Origin of the sequence: Empedobacter sp. R132-2, assembly GCF_030324375.1 — a bacterium.
In the GTDB taxonomy this organism is placed as follows: domain Bacteria; phylum Bacteroidota; class Bacteroidia; order Flavobacteriales; family Weeksellaceae; genus Empedobacter; species Empedobacter falsenii_B.
The window spans coordinates 26,158-44,944 of record NZ_JACAGG010000013.1 but is presented as its reverse complement, the minus strand read 5'-3'; the positions used below and the strand labels follow the sequence as shown (position 1 = coordinate 44,944).

Genomic DNA, 18,787 nt, shown 5'->3' with positions numbered 1-18,787 from the left:
TTGATTAATAAAGAATAAAGTTGTTCATTTGATTGAAAATCAGTAAATTGTTTTAACTACAAAACATTTACAATGAACAACTTACTTGCAAATTACGAAAGAATATTGGAAGTTCTTCGAAAAATATCAACAGATACACTTTTAATTTATCAACGTAGAAGACCTAAACTTTTTGATTTAGAACTCATCAGTCTTGTCTTAACCGCTGAATTTATGGGGCTTGATAGTGAAAATCATTTATTTCAATCCCCAATCAACAGCAAAAATAGCTTGTAAAGCTGCAGTTTCAGTACGGAAACGTTGATATCCAAGACTAATTCCTGTGAAATTGTGATCTTCTGCAGCGAAAATTTCATCTCGCGAAAAATCACCTTCAGGACCAATCATAATTAAAATTTTCTGCGGGTTATTTTCCAAAACTGTTCTTAAAGGTGTTCGTTCAATATCCGCTTCGCAATGCGCAATACATTTCGTGAAACCTTCAAAATCCTGTTTGATAAATTCGTTGAATTTTGTCAAATCATTTACTTTTGGCAAATACGCTTTCAACGATTGTTTTGTTGCAGACTGAACAATTTTTTCAATTCGTTCAATCTTAATATTTTTTCGTTCCGAATGAAAAGTTTGCAAAAATGTAATTTCATCAATACCAATTTCGGTTGCTTTTTCCAAGAAAAATTCCAAACGTTCCATTGTTTTAGTTGGTGCAATTGCAATGTGCAAATAGTAATTTTTTTGCTCGAAATTTTCCTTTAAATCAATTACTTTTCCTTCAACTGCTTTTTTAGAAATCGACGTAATTTCAACTTGAGCCAAATTTCCTTTTCCATCCGTCACATGAACCAAATCGCCTTCATTTCCGCGCAAAACTTTCGCAAAATGATGACTTTCTTCTTCGTTCAGGATAGCTGTTTCGTGATGAATTTCTCCAAAAAATAATTTCATTAAATATGGTATTTAGCCACAGATTTCGCTGTGTTTTTTGTAAATAACTCTTGATCAAATTTTAAACTTCCAACCATTGCAATCATCGCTGCATTATCTGTTGTATAAGCAAATTTTGGAATAAAAGTTTTCCAATCAAATTCTGTTTCTCCATCTTTTAATCGTTGACGAATTTCAGAATTAGCCGAAACTCCACCTGCAATAGCAATTTGTTTAATTCCAGTTTCGTCCGATGCTTTTTTTACTTTTTCCATCAAAATATTAACGATAGAATATTGAATAGAAGCACACAAATCGTCAATATTTTCTTCGATGAAATTTGGATTTGCTTTGACCTCTTTCTGAATAAAATATAAAATTGACGTTTTGAAACCGCTAAAACTAAAGTTTAAACCTTCAATTTTTGGTTTTGCAAATTTGAATTTTGTAGGATTACCAATCTTAGATTTTTTATCGATAATTGGACCTGCAGGATAAGGTAAATTTAAAATTTTACCTGCTTTATCAAATGCTTCACCAGCCGCATCATCAATCGTTTCTCCTAAAATTTCCATCTCAAAATAATTATTGATTTTCACGATTTGAGTATGTCCTCCAGAAACCGTTAAGCATAAAAATGGAAAAGTTGGTTTTTCGTCGTTGGCATCTTCAATAAAATTTGCCAAAATATGTGCTTGCATGTGATTGACTTCAATCAATGGAATATCCAATGATTGACTGAAAGATTTCGCAAAACTTCCGCCAACCAAAAGCGATCCCATCAATCCTGGACCACGCGTATACGCAATTGCTTTAAGTTCTTCTTTTTTAATATTTGCCTGTTTTAGTGCTTGATCTACGACGGGAACAATATTTTGTTGATGTGCTCTCGAAGCTAATTCTGGTACTACGCCACCATATATTTCGTGAATTTTTTGGCTTGCCACAACATTAGAAATAATTTTATTTCCGTCAATAATTGCTGCGCCTGTATCATCACAAGAAGATTCTATGGCTAAAATGTAGTTTTTATCGCTCATAATTCGTTGTAGAATAAAATTTATAACTTATTTTTACCCTGCAAATATCGTAAATTTAAACCATTGAAAATAGTCAGACGAATAGGAAGATTTTTATTGTCGTTGATTATACTCGTTTTAACCCTTGTTTTAACAGTAGCAATCGCAATACAAATCCCTGCGGTACAGACAAAAATAGCTCACTTTGCATTAGAAAAATTAAATAAATCGCTGAACACACAAATGTATGTGGATTCGGTGGATATTGATTTTTTTGGACGAATATATTTCCATGGTGTTAAGATAAAAGACGATCATAAATATGATTTTATGAAGTCGAAAACCTTGGAAACGACAATTAATCTTTGGACACTTCTACCAGGAATCAAAAAAGATTACATTGATTTGAGTGAAGTGAAATTGATTGAACCCGAAATTCGTGTGATTACGTACAAAGGCGATTCGATTTCGAATTTCATCAAATTTGTCAATGGTTTTAGTTCTGATAAACCAAAAGATCCGAAAAAGATTTTCAAATTGGATGGAGATTTTATTTTGGAAGATGGTAAAGTTTCAATTGTTAATCAAAATTCTGGAAATGTTTGGTTGGATTCGAAACAACTGAATATGACTGTAAAAAAGTTTCGATTAGTTGATTCTGATATTACGGCTGATTTAGAAAACTTCTGCTTTGTTACGACAAAAAATAAAGAAAGGTATAACGTACAAAACTTTACAGGAAAAGTTCATTATTCGAAAAAAGAAATTCGAGTTGGGAATTTGAATTTACGAACGGATACATCTGTTTTGAATGGGAATTTGTTATTGAGTTACGATGACCCCTCGGATATGGGAGAATTTGCTGATAAAGTTCGTTGGGACGTTTTTTTTGATCGAGGTTCTAAGATTAATTTTAAGGAAATTCGTTATTTTACTCCTTTATTTGATAAAAATTCGTCAGTAGATTTATATGGAAAAGTAAATGGAACGCTGAATAATTTGACTTTTTCTGATTTTGAATTGAAAGGTGAAGACAATTATGTTGGTGCTTCTCGCTTGCAATTACAAGATGTTTTGCATGGTTCTTTGCTGAATTTTTCGACAAGAAATGTAAAAATTAATACATCATATCAAAAAATAACAAAATTACTTCCAACCTTTGTTTCGAACAAAATTCCAAATATGTTGACACGTTTTGGAAATTTAAATTATCGTGGAGATATTTCATTAAATCCAAATGAAATTCATGCAAATGGTTACGCGGTTTCTGGACTTGGAGATGCTGATATTAAAGCGCAAATCAAGAATTATAAAAATGTAAAAGCCTTAATTTATAAAGGTACTTTAGATGCAAAAAACTTAAATCTTCGTCAATTAACTAATGCAAAAGATTTGGGTTATGTAAGCGGGAAGTTTAGATTTGATGGAAGAGGAACAGATTTGAAAAATATCAATTTAGATGTTGACGGAACGCTTCGTTACTTGGATTTGATGGGCAAACGTTATCAAAATATTACGGTTGATGGTTTGGTTAAAAATTATCAATTCAATGGATTATTCGATATCAAAGATCCAAATCTAAATGCGCAATTGAAAGGTAAAATTAACTTTAGTGGAAAACCTTATGATTTTGATTTTACTTCGAATATTCGTCAAATTAATTTAGATTTTCTTGGCGTTACAAAAAATCTAAATGCAATTGTACGCGGTGATGTAGAAGGGAATTTTAAGTTGACAAATATTAATGATTTTAGAGGAAATATTGATGTCAAAAATCTTTACTTCCGTTCGAAAAAAGATACGTTAGAATTGTCACATGTCATGTTGAATTCTCAAATAGATGGTTCGCATAAAATCATGACTTTGGATGTTCCTAATTATATGCGCGCTACAGTAGATGGTCGCTATAATATTACGGAAGTTGCCAATGTCATCAATAATTCGCTTGTAGATTTAGTTCCATCTTTCCGTCATAAAAAAGTTTCGCCAAATCAGGCTTTTTCGTTTGATGTTTATGTGCAAGAAAATTTATTACAATATATCGATTCATCTATTTCGATTGAACCTGATACGCATGTAAAAGGTTATATTGATGGTACGAAAAATCAGTTGGAAGCGACTTTGGATACGCCTGGAATAAAATATGCAGGAATTCAATTGTTCCAATCTAATGTTAATCTAAACACAATTGCGGAGTTGCCAACGTTGAATGCGAAGATTGATAGTTTGAAAGTAAGTGGTGTAACGATTAATGCAATTAACGTAAATTCGATTCCGAAGAATGATACGATGATTGTGAAAACAGATTTTAATATTGGTCGAAAAAATCCAATTTTATTTAATCTGAATCTTTTTCATACAGTTCAGAATAATAATGATTTGATTTTTGGATTTTCTCCTTCAACAATACAAATTGATTCGACACAATGGACAATTAATCATTTGAATGATGCAAATTCGAATCGTGTAATTTTTAATCGAATTAATAAATCATTAAAAGTTGAAGATTTATCATTAGAATCAGAAGAACAATATTTAAAAGTAAGTGGTTTATTTAATAACAACGTAGATTACAATTTCAATGCTGATTTTAAAGATTTGCATTTAGAAAAAATCATTCCTAAAACATTATTGAATAATCTAAAAATTGTCGGTATAGCAAATGGTAAAGTAGATATTATTCGTACAAAAGAAAAATTAGAACCAACACTTGAAGCTGAAATTGATAAGTTAGGTTTAAATGATTTTGAGCTTGGTAATTTGACTTTACAAGGAGGTTATAATGTAGCGGATAAACAATTTAATTTTGAAACAAGTTTACAGAAAGAGCAAATTCAATCGTTGGTTGCTTATGGTAATATTATTAATAAACCGACAGGTCCTGAGGTTGATGTAGATGTCAATTTTGACGAGTTTCACATCGATTTCTTAGAAGGATTCTTAAAATCTGTTTTCTCTAATATGCGTGGAACGTTATCTGGTGATTTAAAAATTACTGGACCAATTGATTTGCCAAATCTTAGTGGAAATATGATTGCAAAAGATCTTGGTTTGAAAGTGAATTTCTTAGGAACAGATTATTTATTTGAAGGAGAAAATGAATTGCTTGTTTCGAAACAAGGAAAAGGACAAGGTATTATCATGTTGAATGATATTGCATTTAAAGACACTGCGTACAATACAAAAGGAAAAGTTGACGGAGCAATTCTTTTCCGCAACTTATCTAAATGGGGTCTCAACTTAGATTTCGATACGCAAAATTTATTAGTGATGAACACGTCTATTAAAGACAATGAATTGTTTTATGGAAAAGTATTTGCGAAAGGAAATGTAACCATGTTTGGTGCGGTAGAAGAGTTGGAGATTGCTGGAGATGCGACAGTTGTTGGAAATTCTGAGTTAACGATAAATACAGGTAGTACAACAATTGAGTCAGAAAATAATTTGGTACGTTTTGTTCCTAATCAACATCTGGACGAAAAATCTAAAAATAATGAACCGCATGCGCCAAAAGGAATGTCGATAGATGTCAACATTAATGCGTATCCAAATGCAATGGTGAATTTGATTTTTGATGCAGCTACAAACGATAAAGCGACAGCGCGTGGTACAGCAGAAAATCTTAGATTCTTAATGAATAAAGCAGGATTGAGTATTACGGGTGTATATAATATAGAAAGTGGAACGTATGAGTTTAGACAATTTCCTCTTATTCCGAAAGATTTTAAAATCAAAAAAGGATCTTCGGTACAATTTGCAGGAAATCCACTTGATGCAACGCTTAATATTACAGCTGAATATCAACGTTCGGTGTCAAATGTTGGAGACTATTTAGGTGTAGGATATTCGCAAATTTATGATGCTCTCTTATCAATTAATATTTCTGAAACGTTGAAAAAACCTATTATCGATTTTGGATTAACAATTCCTAATGCAGGTTCGGATATCAATTCGCAGTTACAATCAAAATTCCGTTCAAATACAGAAGAACAGATGCTTCAGTTTAGTTATATCTTATTGACAGGTAAATTTGGTGATGCTTCGGCTGTTCAATCTGGTGTAACAAGTACAGCTGCTGATATTGGTTTATCGACAATTGCGGGTATGTTGTCTTCTATTGCGAACAATGTAGATATACAAATGGAGTATGTCGGTGGTAGTGCGCAATCGGAGACAAATGATAAAATTAGAACTTCTGTTTCTTATCGGGTTAATAATCGTTTAAGTTTACGTGGTTCGTATGGAATTGCGGTTACAAATAATAGAAATGTACAAGAGAACTTCGATGGGAATTTTGATGTTTCTTATGATATCTCGAAATTAAACAATGGATCTTTGGTCTTAAAAGCATTTACAAAACCTACAACTTTCGGTTTATTGCCAGGAATGGAAAATAACTTAAATCAAAGTTTCGGAGTAGGAATTCAGTACAACAAAAGCTTCGATACGTTTAGAGGATTTTTAGGTTTAGATGAAAATAAACGAAAAGCAAAAGCTAAAAAAGAAGAGCAACAGCAAGAAAGATTTGATTCGATTGTACTTCCGAAACAGTTTAAAAGTGAGGAAAGAAGAATAGATTCTACTCGTCAAACTACAAAAGATACGGTCAAAGTTACGTATCAAAAAAGTACTCAACCTAAAGTGGAACAAAAACGTCGTGGTTTAGTCAAAATTAAATAAAAAAAAAATGAGTTTATTGTGGTTAGACAATAAACTCGCGCAAACAAACAAAAGTGATTAGTTCTTTCTTTTTTGAACTATTATTATAACAAAAGTAAAATATTAAATAAATCATTAAAAAATATTTTGAAGTTTGTTTGTTTTATTTATAATTTTGCTAAAAATTAATTCGATTTTTTATTAAAATAATAATAATAATCAAAAATTAGGAAAATGAATTACATAATTGATGATGTTGATAAGAAAATTTTGATGTATTTGATTGACAATACAAGAATGCCATTTACAGAAATTGCAAAGAAAATGAATGTTTCTGCTGGTACTATTCACGTACGTGTCAAGAAATTAGAGGAGGCTGGAATCATCAAAGGAACTACACTAATTACAGATTATGATAAAATGGGTTATCAGTTTGTTGCGTATGTAGGATTGTTACTTACAAAAACAAACAAAACTCAGAAAGTGATAGATGAATTATATAAAATTCCTAACGTAACAGTGGTTCACGTTGTGTCTGGAAAATATAATATTTTCTGTAAAATTCGTGCAAGAGATACTTCTGATGCGAAAGATGTTATCTACAAAATTGATCAAATTGATGATGTATTGAGAACAGAATCTATGATTTCGTTAGAAGAATCTTTTAACGATAAAAATAGATTGATGCATTCAATTTTTCATTAAAAATAAATTTCAATTTATTAATCATCCCACAAAATGACAGACGAAGAAAAAGAAAAATATTTTCAGGTCGCTCTATGTTCAAGTCTCGTACTTTTCGGGTTTGATGGAGAAGATCTCAAAATATTGGTGTATAAAAAACTAAACGATCCTTTCAAAGGAGCATTGGTTTTGCCAGGAAAATATATTGCGCCAACGGTAAGTAACGATCAAGCAATTCACGAATTGTTGATTGAGAAAATTGCTTACGATGAGCATCAAACATATATTGAACAATTGAAAGCTTTTACAAAAGTTTTTCGTAATCCATTAGGACGTGTTGTAAATGTTGCTTATTACGCTTTGGTTAAATTGACACCTCAAATAGAGGAAAAAGTGAAAACACAAGGTGGAGAATGGTATGCTTACGACCGTGTTCCGGATTTGGCTTTTGATCACAATGAGATTGTAAAATATGCAAAAGAGCGTGTGAAACGTCGTGTAAAACGTCGTCCAGTAGGATTTAACTTACTTGGAGATGAGTTTACAATTGCGCAATTGCAAAGTTTGTATGAAAAAGCCTTGAATCGTGAGTTGGATAAACGTAACTTTAGAAAGAAAATCTTTAACTCAAATTTAATTATCGAAACAGGTAATACAACAGATCCTAAACAACATCGTAAAGTATCTAAATTGTATCGTTTTGATGAAGAAAAATACGAAAAATTGAGTTTGAAAGGATATGATTTCTTATTTTAAAATAAAGCTATGACAGATCAAAAAGTAGAACAAAATCAAGAACGTGACGATATTTTTGACACAAAAGTTTTAATGTCGGATAATACCAAAACAAAAGATTTGAAACACGAAGGAAACAAAACATCATTCCTTTTCAAGTCAATGATCTTTATAATGGTTTTCTTGATTTTGAGTATTCTTTATCGTGGTTATCAATTATTGGTGACAAATGATTATTTGTTCCGCCAAATGATGAACGAAGATGCGCCAGAAATGCCAAAATGGTATCCAATTTCGACTCTTGTTTTAGGAGTTATTGCATTGATAGGTATCTTTTTAGTGAAATCTTATAAAAGAATTGGTGTATATATGGTTGTGACATCATTATTTGTGTCAGCAGCAATGCAGCCCGAATTTATGGCAGATGGAACACTTTTTACCATGTTTACATTATTTGTGTTTATAGGTTATGGTTTAGCGATTATCTATCCATATTGGCACAAGTTTAAATAAAAACTTAATAAAGTCTAGAAAAGAGGTTACAATTAGTTGTGACCTCTTTTTTTGATGCTGAATTATTTGTATTAATATCATTCAATATGAATATTTTAAGCATGTTAATTGTTTAAGTTGATAAAAAAACTGCTTAAATAAAGTGAATATGAGAATTTAACGGCTATATTTGTCTTGTGTGGAAAAAATATAAATTAAAAGTACAAAATGGATTGTATTTCAGTATTTGATATGCTCAAAATTGGCGTTGGTCCTTCAAGTTCGCATACTTTAGGTCCTTGGCGCGCTGCAGAAGCTTTTCTGAAAGAATTGGATGCTGCATCTATCTTTAATAAAATTACAAAAGTTCGTGTAGATTTGTACGGCTCTTTATCGCTTACGGGTAAAGGACATGCAACTGATTATGCAGTAATGTTAGGGTTAAGCGGTGCTGATCCTGAATATATTCCTGTTGATGATATTTCGAATATTATTAATACAATCAATACAAATAAACAATTAAATTTTGGAAATAAATTTTTAATTGATTTTAATCCCGAAACTGATATCGTTTTCAATCGTGAGTTTTTATCTTTTCACGCTAATGGAATGATGTTTACAGCTTTCTATGAGAACGAAGAATTATCTTCTACGTTTTATTCGATAGGGGGAGGATTTATTACAAAAGAGGATGATAGAGCTACCAATACAGATGTCACTTGTGCTTTTCCATATTTATTTAATACATCAACAGAATTATTAGAATTTTGTTCGAAAGAAAATAAATCGATTTCTGAAATTATGTTCGAGAATGAAAAAACAATTCGAACTGAAGATGAAATTCACCACGAATTAATGCGTGTTTGGAATACTATGTTAGAGTGTATGTACATTGGTTGTCATACAGAAGGTATTTTACCAGGCGGATTGAACGTGAAACGTCGTGCTTACGATATGCACAAAAATTTGGTTGGAGCAACACCTTATTCTAATTCACAAGAATGGATTGCATCAATCCGAAAAACCAAAGTATATTTTCGTCAAATCTTGAAATGGGTGAGTTGTTTTGCTCTTGCTGTTAATGAAGTAAATGCTTCGTTAGGTAGAGTTGTAACAGCGCCAACAAATGGAAGTGCAGGAGTTATTCCAGCAGTTTTGATGTATTATTTGGTGATCGAAAATCATAAAGCTGGTCAAAAAGAGATTGAACAATTCTTAACAACAGCAGGAGTTATTGGTTCTATTTTTAAGAAAGGAGCAACTATTTCTGCGGCAATGGGAGGTTGTCAAGCTGAGATCGGCGTATCTTCAGCTATGGCTGCAGCTGCATTATGCGAATTAATGGGAGGAACTCCTGCGCAAGTAACAATGGCTGCCGAAATTGCAATGGAACATCATTTAGGTTTAACATGCGACCCGATTGGTGGTTTGGTACAAATTCCTTGTATCGAGCGTAACACAATGGGAGCGATTAAAGCGATAAATGCAGCAGAATTAGCACTGGATACAGATCCGTTGACTGCGAAAGTTCCGTTAGATAAAGTTGTGAATACGATGTGGGAAACTGCAAAAGATATGAATAATAAATACAAAGAAACTTCTGAAGGAGGTTTGGCAGTTGCTGTAAATATTGCAGATTGTTAGTAACTTATTTATTATCAGTAAAATAATATTATGTGTATTAATTGTAAGGATTATGAATGTGTGTTGTGTATTTCAAAAATAATCCTTACATTTGCACAGCCTTTTAGAGTTAAGGTACGGATGTTAAAGAATATTCATTTAGGGATTTTTTAGGCTGCTCAGCCATTTAATTTTATTCTTTCATATCTGTTGGTTAAATAATTTAAAATAAAACCGTGATATGAAATATAAATGAATTTCATTATCTCGGTATCGTATCTAACATGATTACATTCAAAGAATTAGGACTTCAAGAAGAAATCCTAACTGCAATTGAGAAAATGGGCTTCGTTAACCCATCTCCAATCCAAGAAAAAGCTATTCCTCAAATCCTTTCATCAGATCAAGATGTTATTGCATTGGCGCAAACAGGTACAGGAAAAACTGCAGCATTCGGGCTTCCGGTTTTAAATCAATTAGACAGCAATTCAAAATCAGTACAAGCAATTATTTTGTGTCCTACTCGTGAATTATGTTTACAAATTGCAAAAGAATTAGAATCTTTTTCTGCAGATATGCGTGGAGTACGTGTACAGGCAGTTTACGGTGGTGCTGACATCGTTAAACAAATTAGAGGATTAAAAGATAATCCGCAAATCGTTGTAGGAACGCCAGGTCGTACAATGGACTTAATCAAACGTGGTGCATTAAAAATTAATGATATCACATGGACAGTTTTAGATGAGGCAGATGAGATGTTGAACATGGGATTCCGTGACGAAATCGATTCTATCTTAGAAACAACTCCAGAAGAAAAACAAACTTTATTATTCTCAGCTACAATGCCTTCAGAGGTTCGTCGTATCGCTTCAGAATATATGCACAATCCAGTTGAGATTGCTGTAAGTAAAGTAAATACTGCATCAAAAAATATCGAGCATCACGTTTACTTAGTACGTTCTTCTGATCGTTACTTAGCTTTAAAACGTTTGGCCGATTATTACCCAAATATTTATGGTATCGTTTTCTGTAGAACTCGTCGCGAAGCGAAAGACGTAGCAGATAAATTGATGCAAGATGGTTACAATGCAGACGCATTACATGGAGATTTATCACAATCACAACGTGATCACGTGATGGAGAAATTCCGTAACCAAAATATTCAAATCCTTGTCGCAACAGACGTTGCTGCTCGTGGTATTGACGTAAATGAGTTGACTCACGTAATCAACTTCAATTTACCAGATGATCCAGAAGTTTATGTACACCGTTCAGGACGTACAGGACGTGCGGGTAACAAAGGAATTTCTATCATTATTTCAGGAGGACGTGAAGCGCGTAAAATTAGAGATTTAGAAAAATTAATTGCTTCTAAAATCGAGCCTAAAAATGTACCAACTGGAGCAGAAATCTGTGAAAAACGTTTAATTTCTTTAATCGATAAAATCGAAAATATCGAAGTTGATGAAGAATTAATCGAGCCTTACATGGAAACTGTAAATGAAAAATTGGCGAACTTAGATCGTGACGATTTATTAAAACGTTTCATGACAGTTGAGTTCAATTCTTTCTTAGAATATTACAAAAACACGAAAGATATTTCTTCTGAAGGAGATCGTGGTGATAGAGGAGATCGTTCTTCTAACCGTCGTGGTGGACGTGATTTCTCTCGTTTCTTTATTAATATTGGTCAAAAACACAATTTACGTGTTCCAAACTTAATTGGTTTAATTAACGAGCAAACTCGTAATCGTAACATCGAAATCGGAAAAATTGAAATTTTACGTAATTTCTCTTTCTTCGAAGTTGATACACAATTCGAATCATTAGTGTTAGAATCTTTCAAAGATGCACAACGTGATGGAGTAGACTTAGATGTTCAAATCTCTAAACCAGAACCTAGACGTGGTGATGGTGAGCGTCGTGGTGGAGATCGTCGTCGTAATGACAGAGGAGATTCTCGCGGACGTGGTTTCAATAGCCGTCGTGATAATGACCGTGAAAGAAGTGGAGGTTATCGTGGTGGAGATCGTGATCGCGGAGGAGACAGAGGTGGATTCCGTGGAGGTGATCGTGACCGTGATTCTAGAGGTGGAGATCGTGGTGGTTACCGTGGAGGAGACCGTAATAGAACAGGAAACTCAAGAAGAGGTAGAGATTAATATATTCTCAATAAAAAATAACAAAAAGGATGATTTTATAAAATCATCCTTTTTTATTCATAAAACTTCTGTTTGAATAAATAATTTTTCTATATTTATTCAAAACCACAAATAAATGACAGTACAAGAATTGTTTAGCTCTATTCGATTATCCATCGAAGAAGAGAATTATACGCAATTAAAACAGATTAAAATTTTCAAACCAGAGAAATTCAATTGGGTGAAGGATATTTTTGAGCCTTATAATGTTGCTCAATTAGGAACTCAAAAAGGTTTAATTTGGAAGTATAATGAAGAACGAGAAGATTATACTTTTCAGAATTTAGCTGATAAATACAATCAATTTTTAAACTATTTAAGAAACAAAGGAATTGTACAAGGAGACAAAATGTTTTCTCAAGTTCCATTATTACCGATTACTTGGATTGGTTATTTGGCTTCTATCAAAGGTGGATTAATTATTATTCCAGCCGCAACAACTTTAGAAGCAAGGGATTTAACGTTTAGATTCGAGTCTTCTTTTCCAGAAGTTGCTTTAGCAGATCAAGCAAATGCATCGAAAATAGATGAAGCAGAAGCAAAATTTGATAAAAAGATTAAGGTAAAATTAATCACAGAAGGCGAGCGAGAAGGTTGGATAAATATCAATGAGTTATGGAAAGAATCTATTCAAGCTGAGGCTGCAGATACAAAACCAGACGATGATTTATTCTACTTTTTTACTTGAGGAACGACAGGAATGCCGAAAGTTGTGGTGCATACGCATTACACTTATCCGCTTGGAGGTTTCACGACTTCTTCTTGGGTTGGAATGAAAAAAGGTGATTTACATTATAATATTTCTCAACCAGGTTGGGCGAAATTCTTTTGGAGTAGTTTTTTTGCTCCATGGAATATGGGTGCGACAATTTTGGGTTATCATTCAGATAAATTTGTTCCGAAAGAACAATTACAAACCATTCAAGATTTGGGTGTAACAACTTTTTGCGCACCACCAACAGCTCTGCGTGTATTGATTTTAGAAGATTTGAAAAGTTATGATTTCAAACTTCGTCAATGTGTTGCAGCTGGTGAACCGCTTAATCCAGAAATTATAGATGTCTGGAAAGAAGGTACAGGAATTACGATTCGTGATGGTTATGGACAATCAGAATCAACTGCGATGATTGCGAATTTGCCAAATGAGAAGATTAAATATGGATCGATGGGAAAACCTGCGTTTTTATACGATATTGTGATTGCTGATGATGATGGAAATATTGTACAAGATTGCGAAGAAGGAAATATTTGTGTTGTGCATAATGAAGAAACCATCAATGGAATTTTCAAAACTTATTTGATTCAGAAAGATAAAATGGCGAAAGTTTTCAAGCATGGATTATATTATACAGGAGACAAAGCTTATAAAGACGAAGATGGTTATGTTTGGTTTGTTGGGCGTGATGATGATGTGATAAAAGCGTCTGATTTCCGTGTAGGACCATTTGAAGTAGAAAGTGCTTTGTTAGAGCATGATGCCATTATGGAAGCTGCTGTTGTGGCAAGTCCGCATGATTTGAGAAGTAATGCTGTAAAAGCTTTTGTTATTTTAGCACCTGGAAATGAAGCTTCGGAAGAATTAGCAAAAGATATTTTTAGATATACAGAAGAGCATTTAGCACGTTACAAAATTCCACGTATTGTGCAGTTTGTGGAGAGTTTACCAAAAACAATTTCAGGAAAAATACGTCGAGTGGAATTGCGTAACCAAGAAGCTGTTGATAAAAAGAATAAAACGATTATACCAAACGAATATTTTCACGAAAAATATTAGTCGAGCTTAAAATTAACACACAAAAAAACCACTTCAAACGAAGTGGTTTTTTAATATCAAATAATTTTATAATTTTTCTTCTATATATTCCTGAATTTTATTCGTAATAATTGGAACCGCTATCATAATCAATCCAGAAATTAAAATTTTTGTAATTCCCTTCATTGGATATTTTTTTGAAGCTTTATCTCCAGCCCAATTTAATGCACTTTCAACTTTAGAAGAAGTAAAACTTGTATCGGATTTTAAGTTTGTTACAAGATTAACTGCTTTATTTACAAATGAATTTTCATGTTTATTTTCAGCAACTTTCATTTGTAATTTTAGTTTACGTTTTGCCATTCGCAAATCGTCTAAATTTTTTATCGCAGACATTTGTTCTTTATTCTTCATCGTCGTCTTCGTCATCTTCCTGGTTAGACATAGCTTCCATCGCGTTTTCTACGGCAATATTTGTCAAGAAAAGTTTTAATTTCTTTCTAAATAGAATAGAAAAAACCATCATTAAGAAATAAATTCCAGTTACAGCAAGAAAACCTAATCCTGTATCATTAAAATAACCTCCCAAAATAAATCCTAATGCTAAACTTCCTAATAATAATAGAAACAAAGAAAATACGGCAATAATTAATACATAAATACCGCTCGCCAACATATTACTCAGCGAATCTACGAGATCGTATTTAGCTAAAGTTATTCTATTATTAATATAAACTTTTAGTTCATTAAACATAAAATTGATTTATTTCAGACAAAGTTAATTATAAATTTTAAGGAATGTTGTATTTCGAAGAAATTAAACTCCTACGTTTTCTTGAAATTCGTCTTTTAAATCTTCTTTTGTTTGGTTTGCTTTAGATTTTAAATCTTTTCCAGCTTCTTTCGCTTTTGCTACAAACTCGTCTTTTTGTTCTGCTAATTTTGATTTTACTTCGTCTAATTTAGCTTCTAATTCTTTTTTTGTTTTTTTCGCTTTATCAGAAAAATCATTCGCGTATTTGTCTAACTCTTTTTTGTATTTGTCAGCTTCTTTTTTTAATTTTTTGCGAGTGTCTTTCCCTGATTCTGGCGCATATAATAAACCTACTACTGCTCCGATTGCTGTTCCAATTGCTAAACCTGCTAATAATTTAGTTGCATTATTTAATTTACTCATAATAAAGTTTTTTTTGAGATTAAACGTTTTTTATATTTACACTTTAAAATTACAAAAACAATACCAAAGAATTCAAATCAAATTTTAAAAATTACAATAAATGTTAATATTATCTGAAAAATCACAAAATATGCCAGCTTCTCCAATCAGAAAGTTGGTGCCATACGCAGATGCAGCGAAAAAAAGAGGAACGAAAGTTTATCACTTAAATATTGGACAGCCCGATATTGAGTCGCCAAAAGCTGTTTTAGAAGGATTGAAAAATTTTCCTTCAAACATTATTTCTTATACGCACTCAGAAGGAACGTTGGAATATCGTCAGGCTTTGGCAGATTATTTTACAAATCGCGGAATTGAATTAACGCCAGAAAATTTTATTGCAACATTAGGAGGTTCGGAAGCTTTATTATTTATTTTCGGAATTATTGCAAATCCAGGAGATGAAATTATTATTCCAGAACCTTTTTATGCAAATTATAATGGATTTACATGTGAAAACGATGTAAATATTGTTCCAGTTCCATCTACAATTGAAAATAATTTTGCATTACCTGCAGTAGAAGAGTTTGCAAAAAAAATTACAGATAAAACACGTGCTATATTAATTTGTAATCCAGGGAATCCAACAGGTTATGTATATTCGAAAGAAGAATTAAATCAATTGAAAGATTTGGTTTTAGAGCATGATATCTATTTAATTGCGGACGAAGTTTATGCAGAATATTTATATACAGAAGAAAAATTTACATCTGTTTTAAGTTTCCCAGAATTGAAAGATAATGCAATTGTAATTGATTCAGAATCGAAACGTTTTTCCTTATGTGGAGCGCGTTCTGGAGCTTTGATTACACGTAACGAGAAATTCTTAAAAGCTGCGATGTTATATGCACAAGCGCGTTTAAGTCCTGTTGAAATTTCTCAATACATTGCAACTTTAGCCCACAGAAATGTTGGAACTTATTTCGAAGATTGTCGTACAGAATATTTAAAACGTCGCAATACATTAGTTGCAGGTTTACAGCAAATTCCGGGAGTGGTTTGCCCAAATCCAAAAGGGGCTTTCTATTGTATGATTCAATTACCAGTAGATAGCGCAGAGAAATTTGCAATTTGGTTATTAGAATCTTTTTCGTCAAACGGAGAAACAGTAATGTTGGCTCCAGGAGCAGGATTTTATTCAACTCCAAATTCAGGAATTCAAGAAGTTCGTTTGGCTTATGTTCTGAAAGAAGAAGATTTGGTTCGTTCTGTTGAAATCTTGAAAGAAGCTTTAGAACAATATCCAGGAACAATTAGATAATTTTAGAATGTTCAATAAGTTGAATTTATTTCAGCTTTTCATCATAATTATAAATAAAAATTGAAAATGGATATCATAGAAAATTATTCATTAAAATTATATAACACATTCGGAATAGAAGCGAAAGCAAAATATTTTGCTGATGTTGCGACTATTCAAGATTTGCGAAAAGTATTGGTTTTTCGTCGTCAAAAAGATTTACCAATTTTATTTATTGGTGGAGGAAGTAATATGCTTTTTGTAGACGATTTTCCAGGAATTGTGTTAAAATTAAATTTGAAAGGAATAGAAATTATCAATGAAGATGATGATTTTGTGTATGTAAAAGCGCAAGGAAGTGAGAATTGGCACAATTTTGTTGAATGGACGTTGCAAAATGATTTTGGAGGATTAGAAAATCTTTCGTTAATTCCTGGAAATGTAGGTACAGCGCCGATGCAAAATATTGGTGCGTATGGCGTTGAGGTCAAAGATTATATTGAAGAAGTTCAAACATTAGTTTTGGAAACGGGTGATGAGCGTACTTTTACAAATGAAGAATGTCATTTTGGTTACCGCGAATCTGTTTTCAAAAATGAATTGAGAGGACAATATGTTTTGGTAGCGGTTACATTTAAGTTGACGAAGAAAAATCATAAACTTCATGTGGAATATGGAGCAATAAAATATGAATTGGAAAAGGAGCAAATTTTTGATCCAACGATTCAAGAGATTAGTGCAGCTGTGATCAAAATTCGTCAAAGCAAATTACCAGATCCTTCACAGATTGGGAATTCAGGAAGTTTCTTTAAAAATCCTGTCATTTCGAATGAAGAATTTTCTGAAATAGAAAAACTTCATCCAGAAATTTCTCATTTCAAAACTGATTTAGGTGTAAAATTAGCTGCTGGTTGGTTAATAGAACACGCAGGTTGGAAAGGAAAACGTTTTGGAGATGCGGGAGTTCACGACAAACAAGCTTTGGTCTTGGTGAATTATGGAAATGCAACAGGACGCGAAATATATGATTTGTCTGAACGAATTATAGAAGATGTGAAAGCCAAATATGGCGTAACATTGGTTAGAGAAGTCAATATTATACAATAAATTAAATCCCGCTTTCAGCGGGATTTTTATTCTTCTTCTTTATTGATTTTTAATTTAGAAATTCCAATTATTAATATAATTCCGAATGCTATGTATAAAAGTTTTTCGAGAATATTTGTTACTATATTTAGTTCATAAATTGAAACACCAAGATATTCTTTTATAGATAATCTTATTATTGATAATAGTAATATAGAAATTGTTATGAAAATTAGATAATTACTAAAACTTATTTTTTTTCCGTGAGCAACAATAGAAATAATTAATAATAAAATATCGAATACGAAGTGAAGGACTAAAATTACTTTAGTATACAAAATTAAAAAATCCGGATCCATATATTTATTTATAATTTGTAATAATCTCCACAATTTTATCCAAACCATCGGTTAAAGCAGCAGGACCAGGTTGTAAAATCAATTCAGATTTTATTTCGTATAAATGATTTTGTTGAATAGCTTTTACGTTTTCGAAACCAATTCGTTGTTTTACTTTTTCGGGTTTGAACATTTTACCACACCACGAACCGATAATAATATCAGGATTTCGTTCAATCACTTGTTCATCCAACAAAATACGATCTTTAGCTAAAGCTTTATTTTTGAGTTCTGGAAAAGCTAATTTTCCACCAGCAATTTCTATCAAATCATTAACCCAAGCGCTTCCCGAAATAATTGGTTCGTCCCATTCTTCAAAAAATACTGTTGGGCGATAGGGAAGAAGAGTTGCTTGTTGTTTTACTTCTTCGAGTTTCTTTTCGTAAAATTCGACTAATTTTAATCCTTTATCTTGACAACCAATCAATGAAGTAAATTGCACAATCATATTTAAAATTTCATCAACTGTTCGGTGATTAAAAATAAAAACATTAATTCCTCTTCTAATTAATTCTGCTGCAATATCAGCTTGTAAATCAGAATATCCTACAACAAAATCTGGCTTCAAATTGATGATATCTTCAAATTTAGCATCTAAAAAAGTTGAAACTTTAGGTTTTTCTTTTCTTGCTTGTGGCGGACGATAGGTAAAACCACTAATTCCTACTAAACGATGTTGTTCGTTAATGTTATACATAATTTCAGTTCCTTCTTCGGTTAAGCAAACAATGCGTTGAGGATATCGATTTGATGACAT

16 protein-coding genes and 2 pseudogenes are annotated in these 18,787 nt (G+C 32.2%); 11 read left to right on the top strand and 7 right to left on the bottom strand.

Features of this window, described 5'->3' with window-relative positions:
- Window positions 1–72 precede the first annotated feature (72 nt).
- Window positions 73–246, top strand: a pseudogene (locus tag HXZ69_RS15370) (IS982 family transposase); the annotation flags it as partial.
- Here the strand turns inward: HXZ69_RS15370 and HXZ69_RS07915 are convergent.
- Window positions 238–945, bottom strand: coding sequence for an RsmE family RNA methyltransferase (locus HXZ69_RS07915; RefSeq protein ID WP_286495580.1), 708 nt, complete (start codon window positions 943–945; stop codon window positions 238–240). The pseudogene HXZ69_RS15370 and the gene HXZ69_RS07915 sit on opposite strands and share 9 nt — an antisense overlap.
- Window positions 945–1,964, bottom strand: a complete 1,020-nt coding sequence (gene tsaD, locus HXZ69_RS07910; RefSeq protein WP_286495579.1) for a tRNA (adenosine(37)-N6)-threonylcarbamoyltransferase complex transferase subunit TsaD — start codon at window positions 1,962–1,964, stop codon at window positions 945–947. Before tsaD ends, HXZ69_RS07915 begins: the two co-directional genes overlap by 1 nt.
- Window positions 1,965–2,027: 63 nt before the next feature.
- Between tsaD and HXZ69_RS07905 the strand changes: the two genes are divergently transcribed.
- The 8 genes and pseudogenes from HXZ69_RS07905 to HXZ69_RS07870 all read left to right on the top strand — a co-directional run bounded on the left by HXZ69_RS07905 (window position 2,028) and on the right by HXZ69_RS07870 (window position 14,111).
- A complete protein-coding gene (locus HXZ69_RS07905; RefSeq protein WP_286495577.1) occupies window positions 2,028–6,623 on the top strand; it encodes a translocation/assembly module TamB domain-containing protein in 4,596 nt (1,531 codons plus the stop codon).
- A gap of 213 nt (window positions 6,624–6,836) precedes the next feature.
- The gene (locus HXZ69_RS07900) at window positions 6,837–7,307 is read left to right on the top strand and encodes an Lrp/AsnC family transcriptional regulator (RefSeq protein WP_038336320.1); all 471 of its coding nucleotides are present in this window, start codon (window positions 6,837–6,839) and stop codon (window positions 7,305–7,307) included.
- 33 nt (window positions 7,308–7,340) lie between these two features.
- A complete protein-coding gene (locus tag HXZ69_RS07895; RefSeq protein ID WP_038336322.1) occupies window positions 7,341–8,042 on the top strand; it encodes an NUDIX hydrolase in 702 nt (233 codons plus the stop codon).
- A gap of 9 nt (window positions 8,043–8,051) precedes the next feature.
- Entirely contained in the window at window positions 8,052–8,534 is a 483-nt protein-coding gene (locus HXZ69_RS07890) for a hypothetical protein (protein ID WP_219034200.1), read from the top strand.
- 207 nt (window positions 8,535–8,741) lie between these two features.
- On the top strand, window positions 8,742–10,157 hold the full coding sequence (locus tag HXZ69_RS07885; RefSeq protein WP_286495576.1) for an L-serine ammonia-lyase: 1,416 nt from the start codon (window positions 8,742–8,744) through the stop codon (window positions 10,155–10,157).
- A gap of 263 nt (window positions 10,158–10,420) precedes the next feature.
- A complete protein-coding gene (locus tag HXZ69_RS07880) occupies window positions 10,421–12,298 on the top strand; it encodes a DEAD/DEAH box helicase (RefSeq protein WP_125350223.1) in 1,878 nt (625 codons plus the stop codon).
- A 115-nt stretch (window positions 12,299–12,413) separates the two neighbouring features.
- A pseudogene (locus tag HXZ69_RS07875) lies at window positions 12,414–13,589 on the top strand (AMP-binding protein); the annotation flags it as partial.
- Window positions 13,590–13,652: 63 nt separating this feature from the next.
- Window positions 13,653–14,111 carry an AMP-binding enzyme gene (locus HXZ69_RS07870; protein WP_347881019.1) on the top strand — a complete coding sequence of 153 codons (459 nt, stop codon included), beginning with the start codon at window positions 13,653–13,655 and terminating at the stop codon, window positions 14,109–14,111.
- Window positions 14,112–14,177: 66 nt separating this feature from the next.
- Here the strand turns inward: HXZ69_RS07870 and HXZ69_RS07865 are convergent, their stop codons facing one another.
- The 3 genes from HXZ69_RS07865 to HXZ69_RS07855 all read right to left on the bottom strand — a co-directional run bounded on the left by HXZ69_RS07865 (window position 14,178) and on the right by HXZ69_RS07855 (window position 15,267).
- Complete coding sequence (locus tag HXZ69_RS07865; protein ID WP_115000004.1) at window positions 14,178–14,504, bottom strand: hypothetical protein; 327 nt, start codon at window positions 14,502–14,504, stop codon at window positions 14,178–14,180.
- Window positions 14,494–14,844: a phage holin family protein gene (locus HXZ69_RS07860; RefSeq protein WP_219034203.1), complete on the bottom strand. Its 351-nt coding sequence runs from the start codon at window positions 14,842–14,844 to the stop codon at window positions 14,494–14,496. The genes HXZ69_RS07865 and HXZ69_RS07860 overlap by 11 nt, the downstream gene beginning before the upstream one ends.
- A 63-nt stretch (window positions 14,845–14,907) precedes the next feature.
- Window positions 14,908–15,267 (bottom strand): YtxH domain-containing protein, encoded by a 360-nt coding sequence (locus tag HXZ69_RS07855; protein WP_125350224.1) that lies wholly within the window; start codon window positions 15,265–15,267, stop codon window positions 14,908–14,910.
- 100 nt (window positions 15,268–15,367) lie between these two features.
- On the opposite strand from HXZ69_RS07855, the gene HXZ69_RS07850 reads away from it, so the two are divergent.
- Both HXZ69_RS07850 and murB read left to right on the top strand, forming a co-directional pair.
- Window positions 15,368–16,567: a pyridoxal phosphate-dependent aminotransferase gene (locus HXZ69_RS07850; RefSeq protein ID WP_286495575.1), complete on the top strand. Its 1,200-nt coding sequence runs from the start codon at window positions 15,368–15,370 to the stop codon at window positions 16,565–16,567.
- A gap of 66 nt (window positions 16,568–16,633) precedes the next feature.
- Window positions 16,634–17,653, top strand: a complete 1,020-nt coding sequence (gene murB, locus HXZ69_RS07845) for a UDP-N-acetylmuramate dehydrogenase (RefSeq protein WP_286495574.1) — start codon at window positions 16,634–16,636, stop codon at window positions 17,651–17,653.
- 26 nt (window positions 17,654–17,679) lie between these two features.
- On the opposite strand, the gene HXZ69_RS07840 is transcribed toward murB, so the two are convergent.
- Both HXZ69_RS07840 and HXZ69_RS07835 read right to left on the bottom strand, forming a co-directional pair.
- A complete protein-coding gene (locus HXZ69_RS07840) occupies window positions 17,680–17,991 on the bottom strand; it encodes a hypothetical protein (protein ID WP_219034206.1) in 312 nt (103 codons plus the stop codon).
- 4 nt (window positions 17,992–17,995) lie between these two features.
- Complete coding sequence (locus HXZ69_RS07835) at window positions 17,996–18,787, bottom strand: cobalamin-binding protein (protein ID WP_286495573.1); 792 nt, start codon at window positions 18,785–18,787, stop codon at window positions 17,996–17,998.

Bases quoted from the DNA above. Each gene is read 5' to 3' on its own strand.
- murB (WP_286495574.1), top strand. From the start codon at position 16,634: ATGGATATCATAGAAAATTATTCATTAAAATTATATAACACATTCGGA.
- HXZ69_RS07865 (WP_115000004.1), bottom strand. From the start codon at position 14,504: ATGAAGAATAAAGAACAAATGTCTGCGATAAAAAATTTAGACGATTTG.
- HXZ69_RS07890 (WP_219034200.1), top strand. From the start codon at position 8,052: ATGACAGATCAAAAAGTAGAACAAAATCAAGAACGTGACGATATTTTT.
- HXZ69_RS07840 (WP_219034206.1), bottom strand. From the start codon at position 17,991: ATGGATCCGGATTTTTTAATTTTGTATACTAAAGTAATTTTAGTCCTT.
- HXZ69_RS07895 (WP_038336322.1), top strand. From the start codon at position 7,341: ATGACAGACGAAGAAAAAGAAAAATATTTTCAGGTCGCTCTATGTTCA.
- HXZ69_RS07835 (WP_286495573.1), bottom strand. From the start codon at position 18,787: ATGTCATCAAATCGATATCCTCAACGCATTGTTTGCTTAACCGAAGAA.
- HXZ69_RS07880 (WP_125350223.1), top strand. From the start codon at position 10,421: ATGATTACATTCAAAGAATTAGGACTTCAAGAAGAAATCCTAACTGCA.
- HXZ69_RS07915 (WP_286495580.1), bottom strand. From the start codon at position 945: ATGAAATTATTTTTTGGAGAAATTCATCACGAAACAGCTATCCTGAAC.
- HXZ69_RS07885 (WP_286495576.1), top strand. From the start codon at position 8,742: ATGGATTGTATTTCAGTATTTGATATGCTCAAAATTGGCGTTGGTCCT.
- HXZ69_RS07860 (WP_219034203.1), bottom strand. From the start codon at position 14,844: ATGTTTAATGAACTAAAAGTTTATATTAATAATAGAATAACTTTAGCT.
- tsaD (WP_286495579.1), bottom strand. From the start codon at position 1,964: ATGAGCGATAAAAACTACATTTTAGCCATAGAATCTTCTTGTGATGAT.
- HXZ69_RS07900 (WP_038336320.1), top strand. From the start codon at position 6,837: ATGAATTACATAATTGATGATGTTGATAAGAAAATTTTGATGTATTTG.
- HXZ69_RS07870 (WP_347881019.1), top strand. From the start codon at position 13,653: ATGGCGAAAGTTTTCAAGCATGGATTATATTATACAGGAGACAAAGCT.
- HXZ69_RS07855 (WP_125350224.1), bottom strand. From the start codon at position 15,267: ATGAGTAAATTAAATAATGCAACTAAATTATTAGCAGGTTTAGCAATT.
- HXZ69_RS07850 (WP_286495575.1), top strand. From the start codon at position 15,368: ATGTTAATATTATCTGAAAAATCACAAAATATGCCAGCTTCTCCAATC.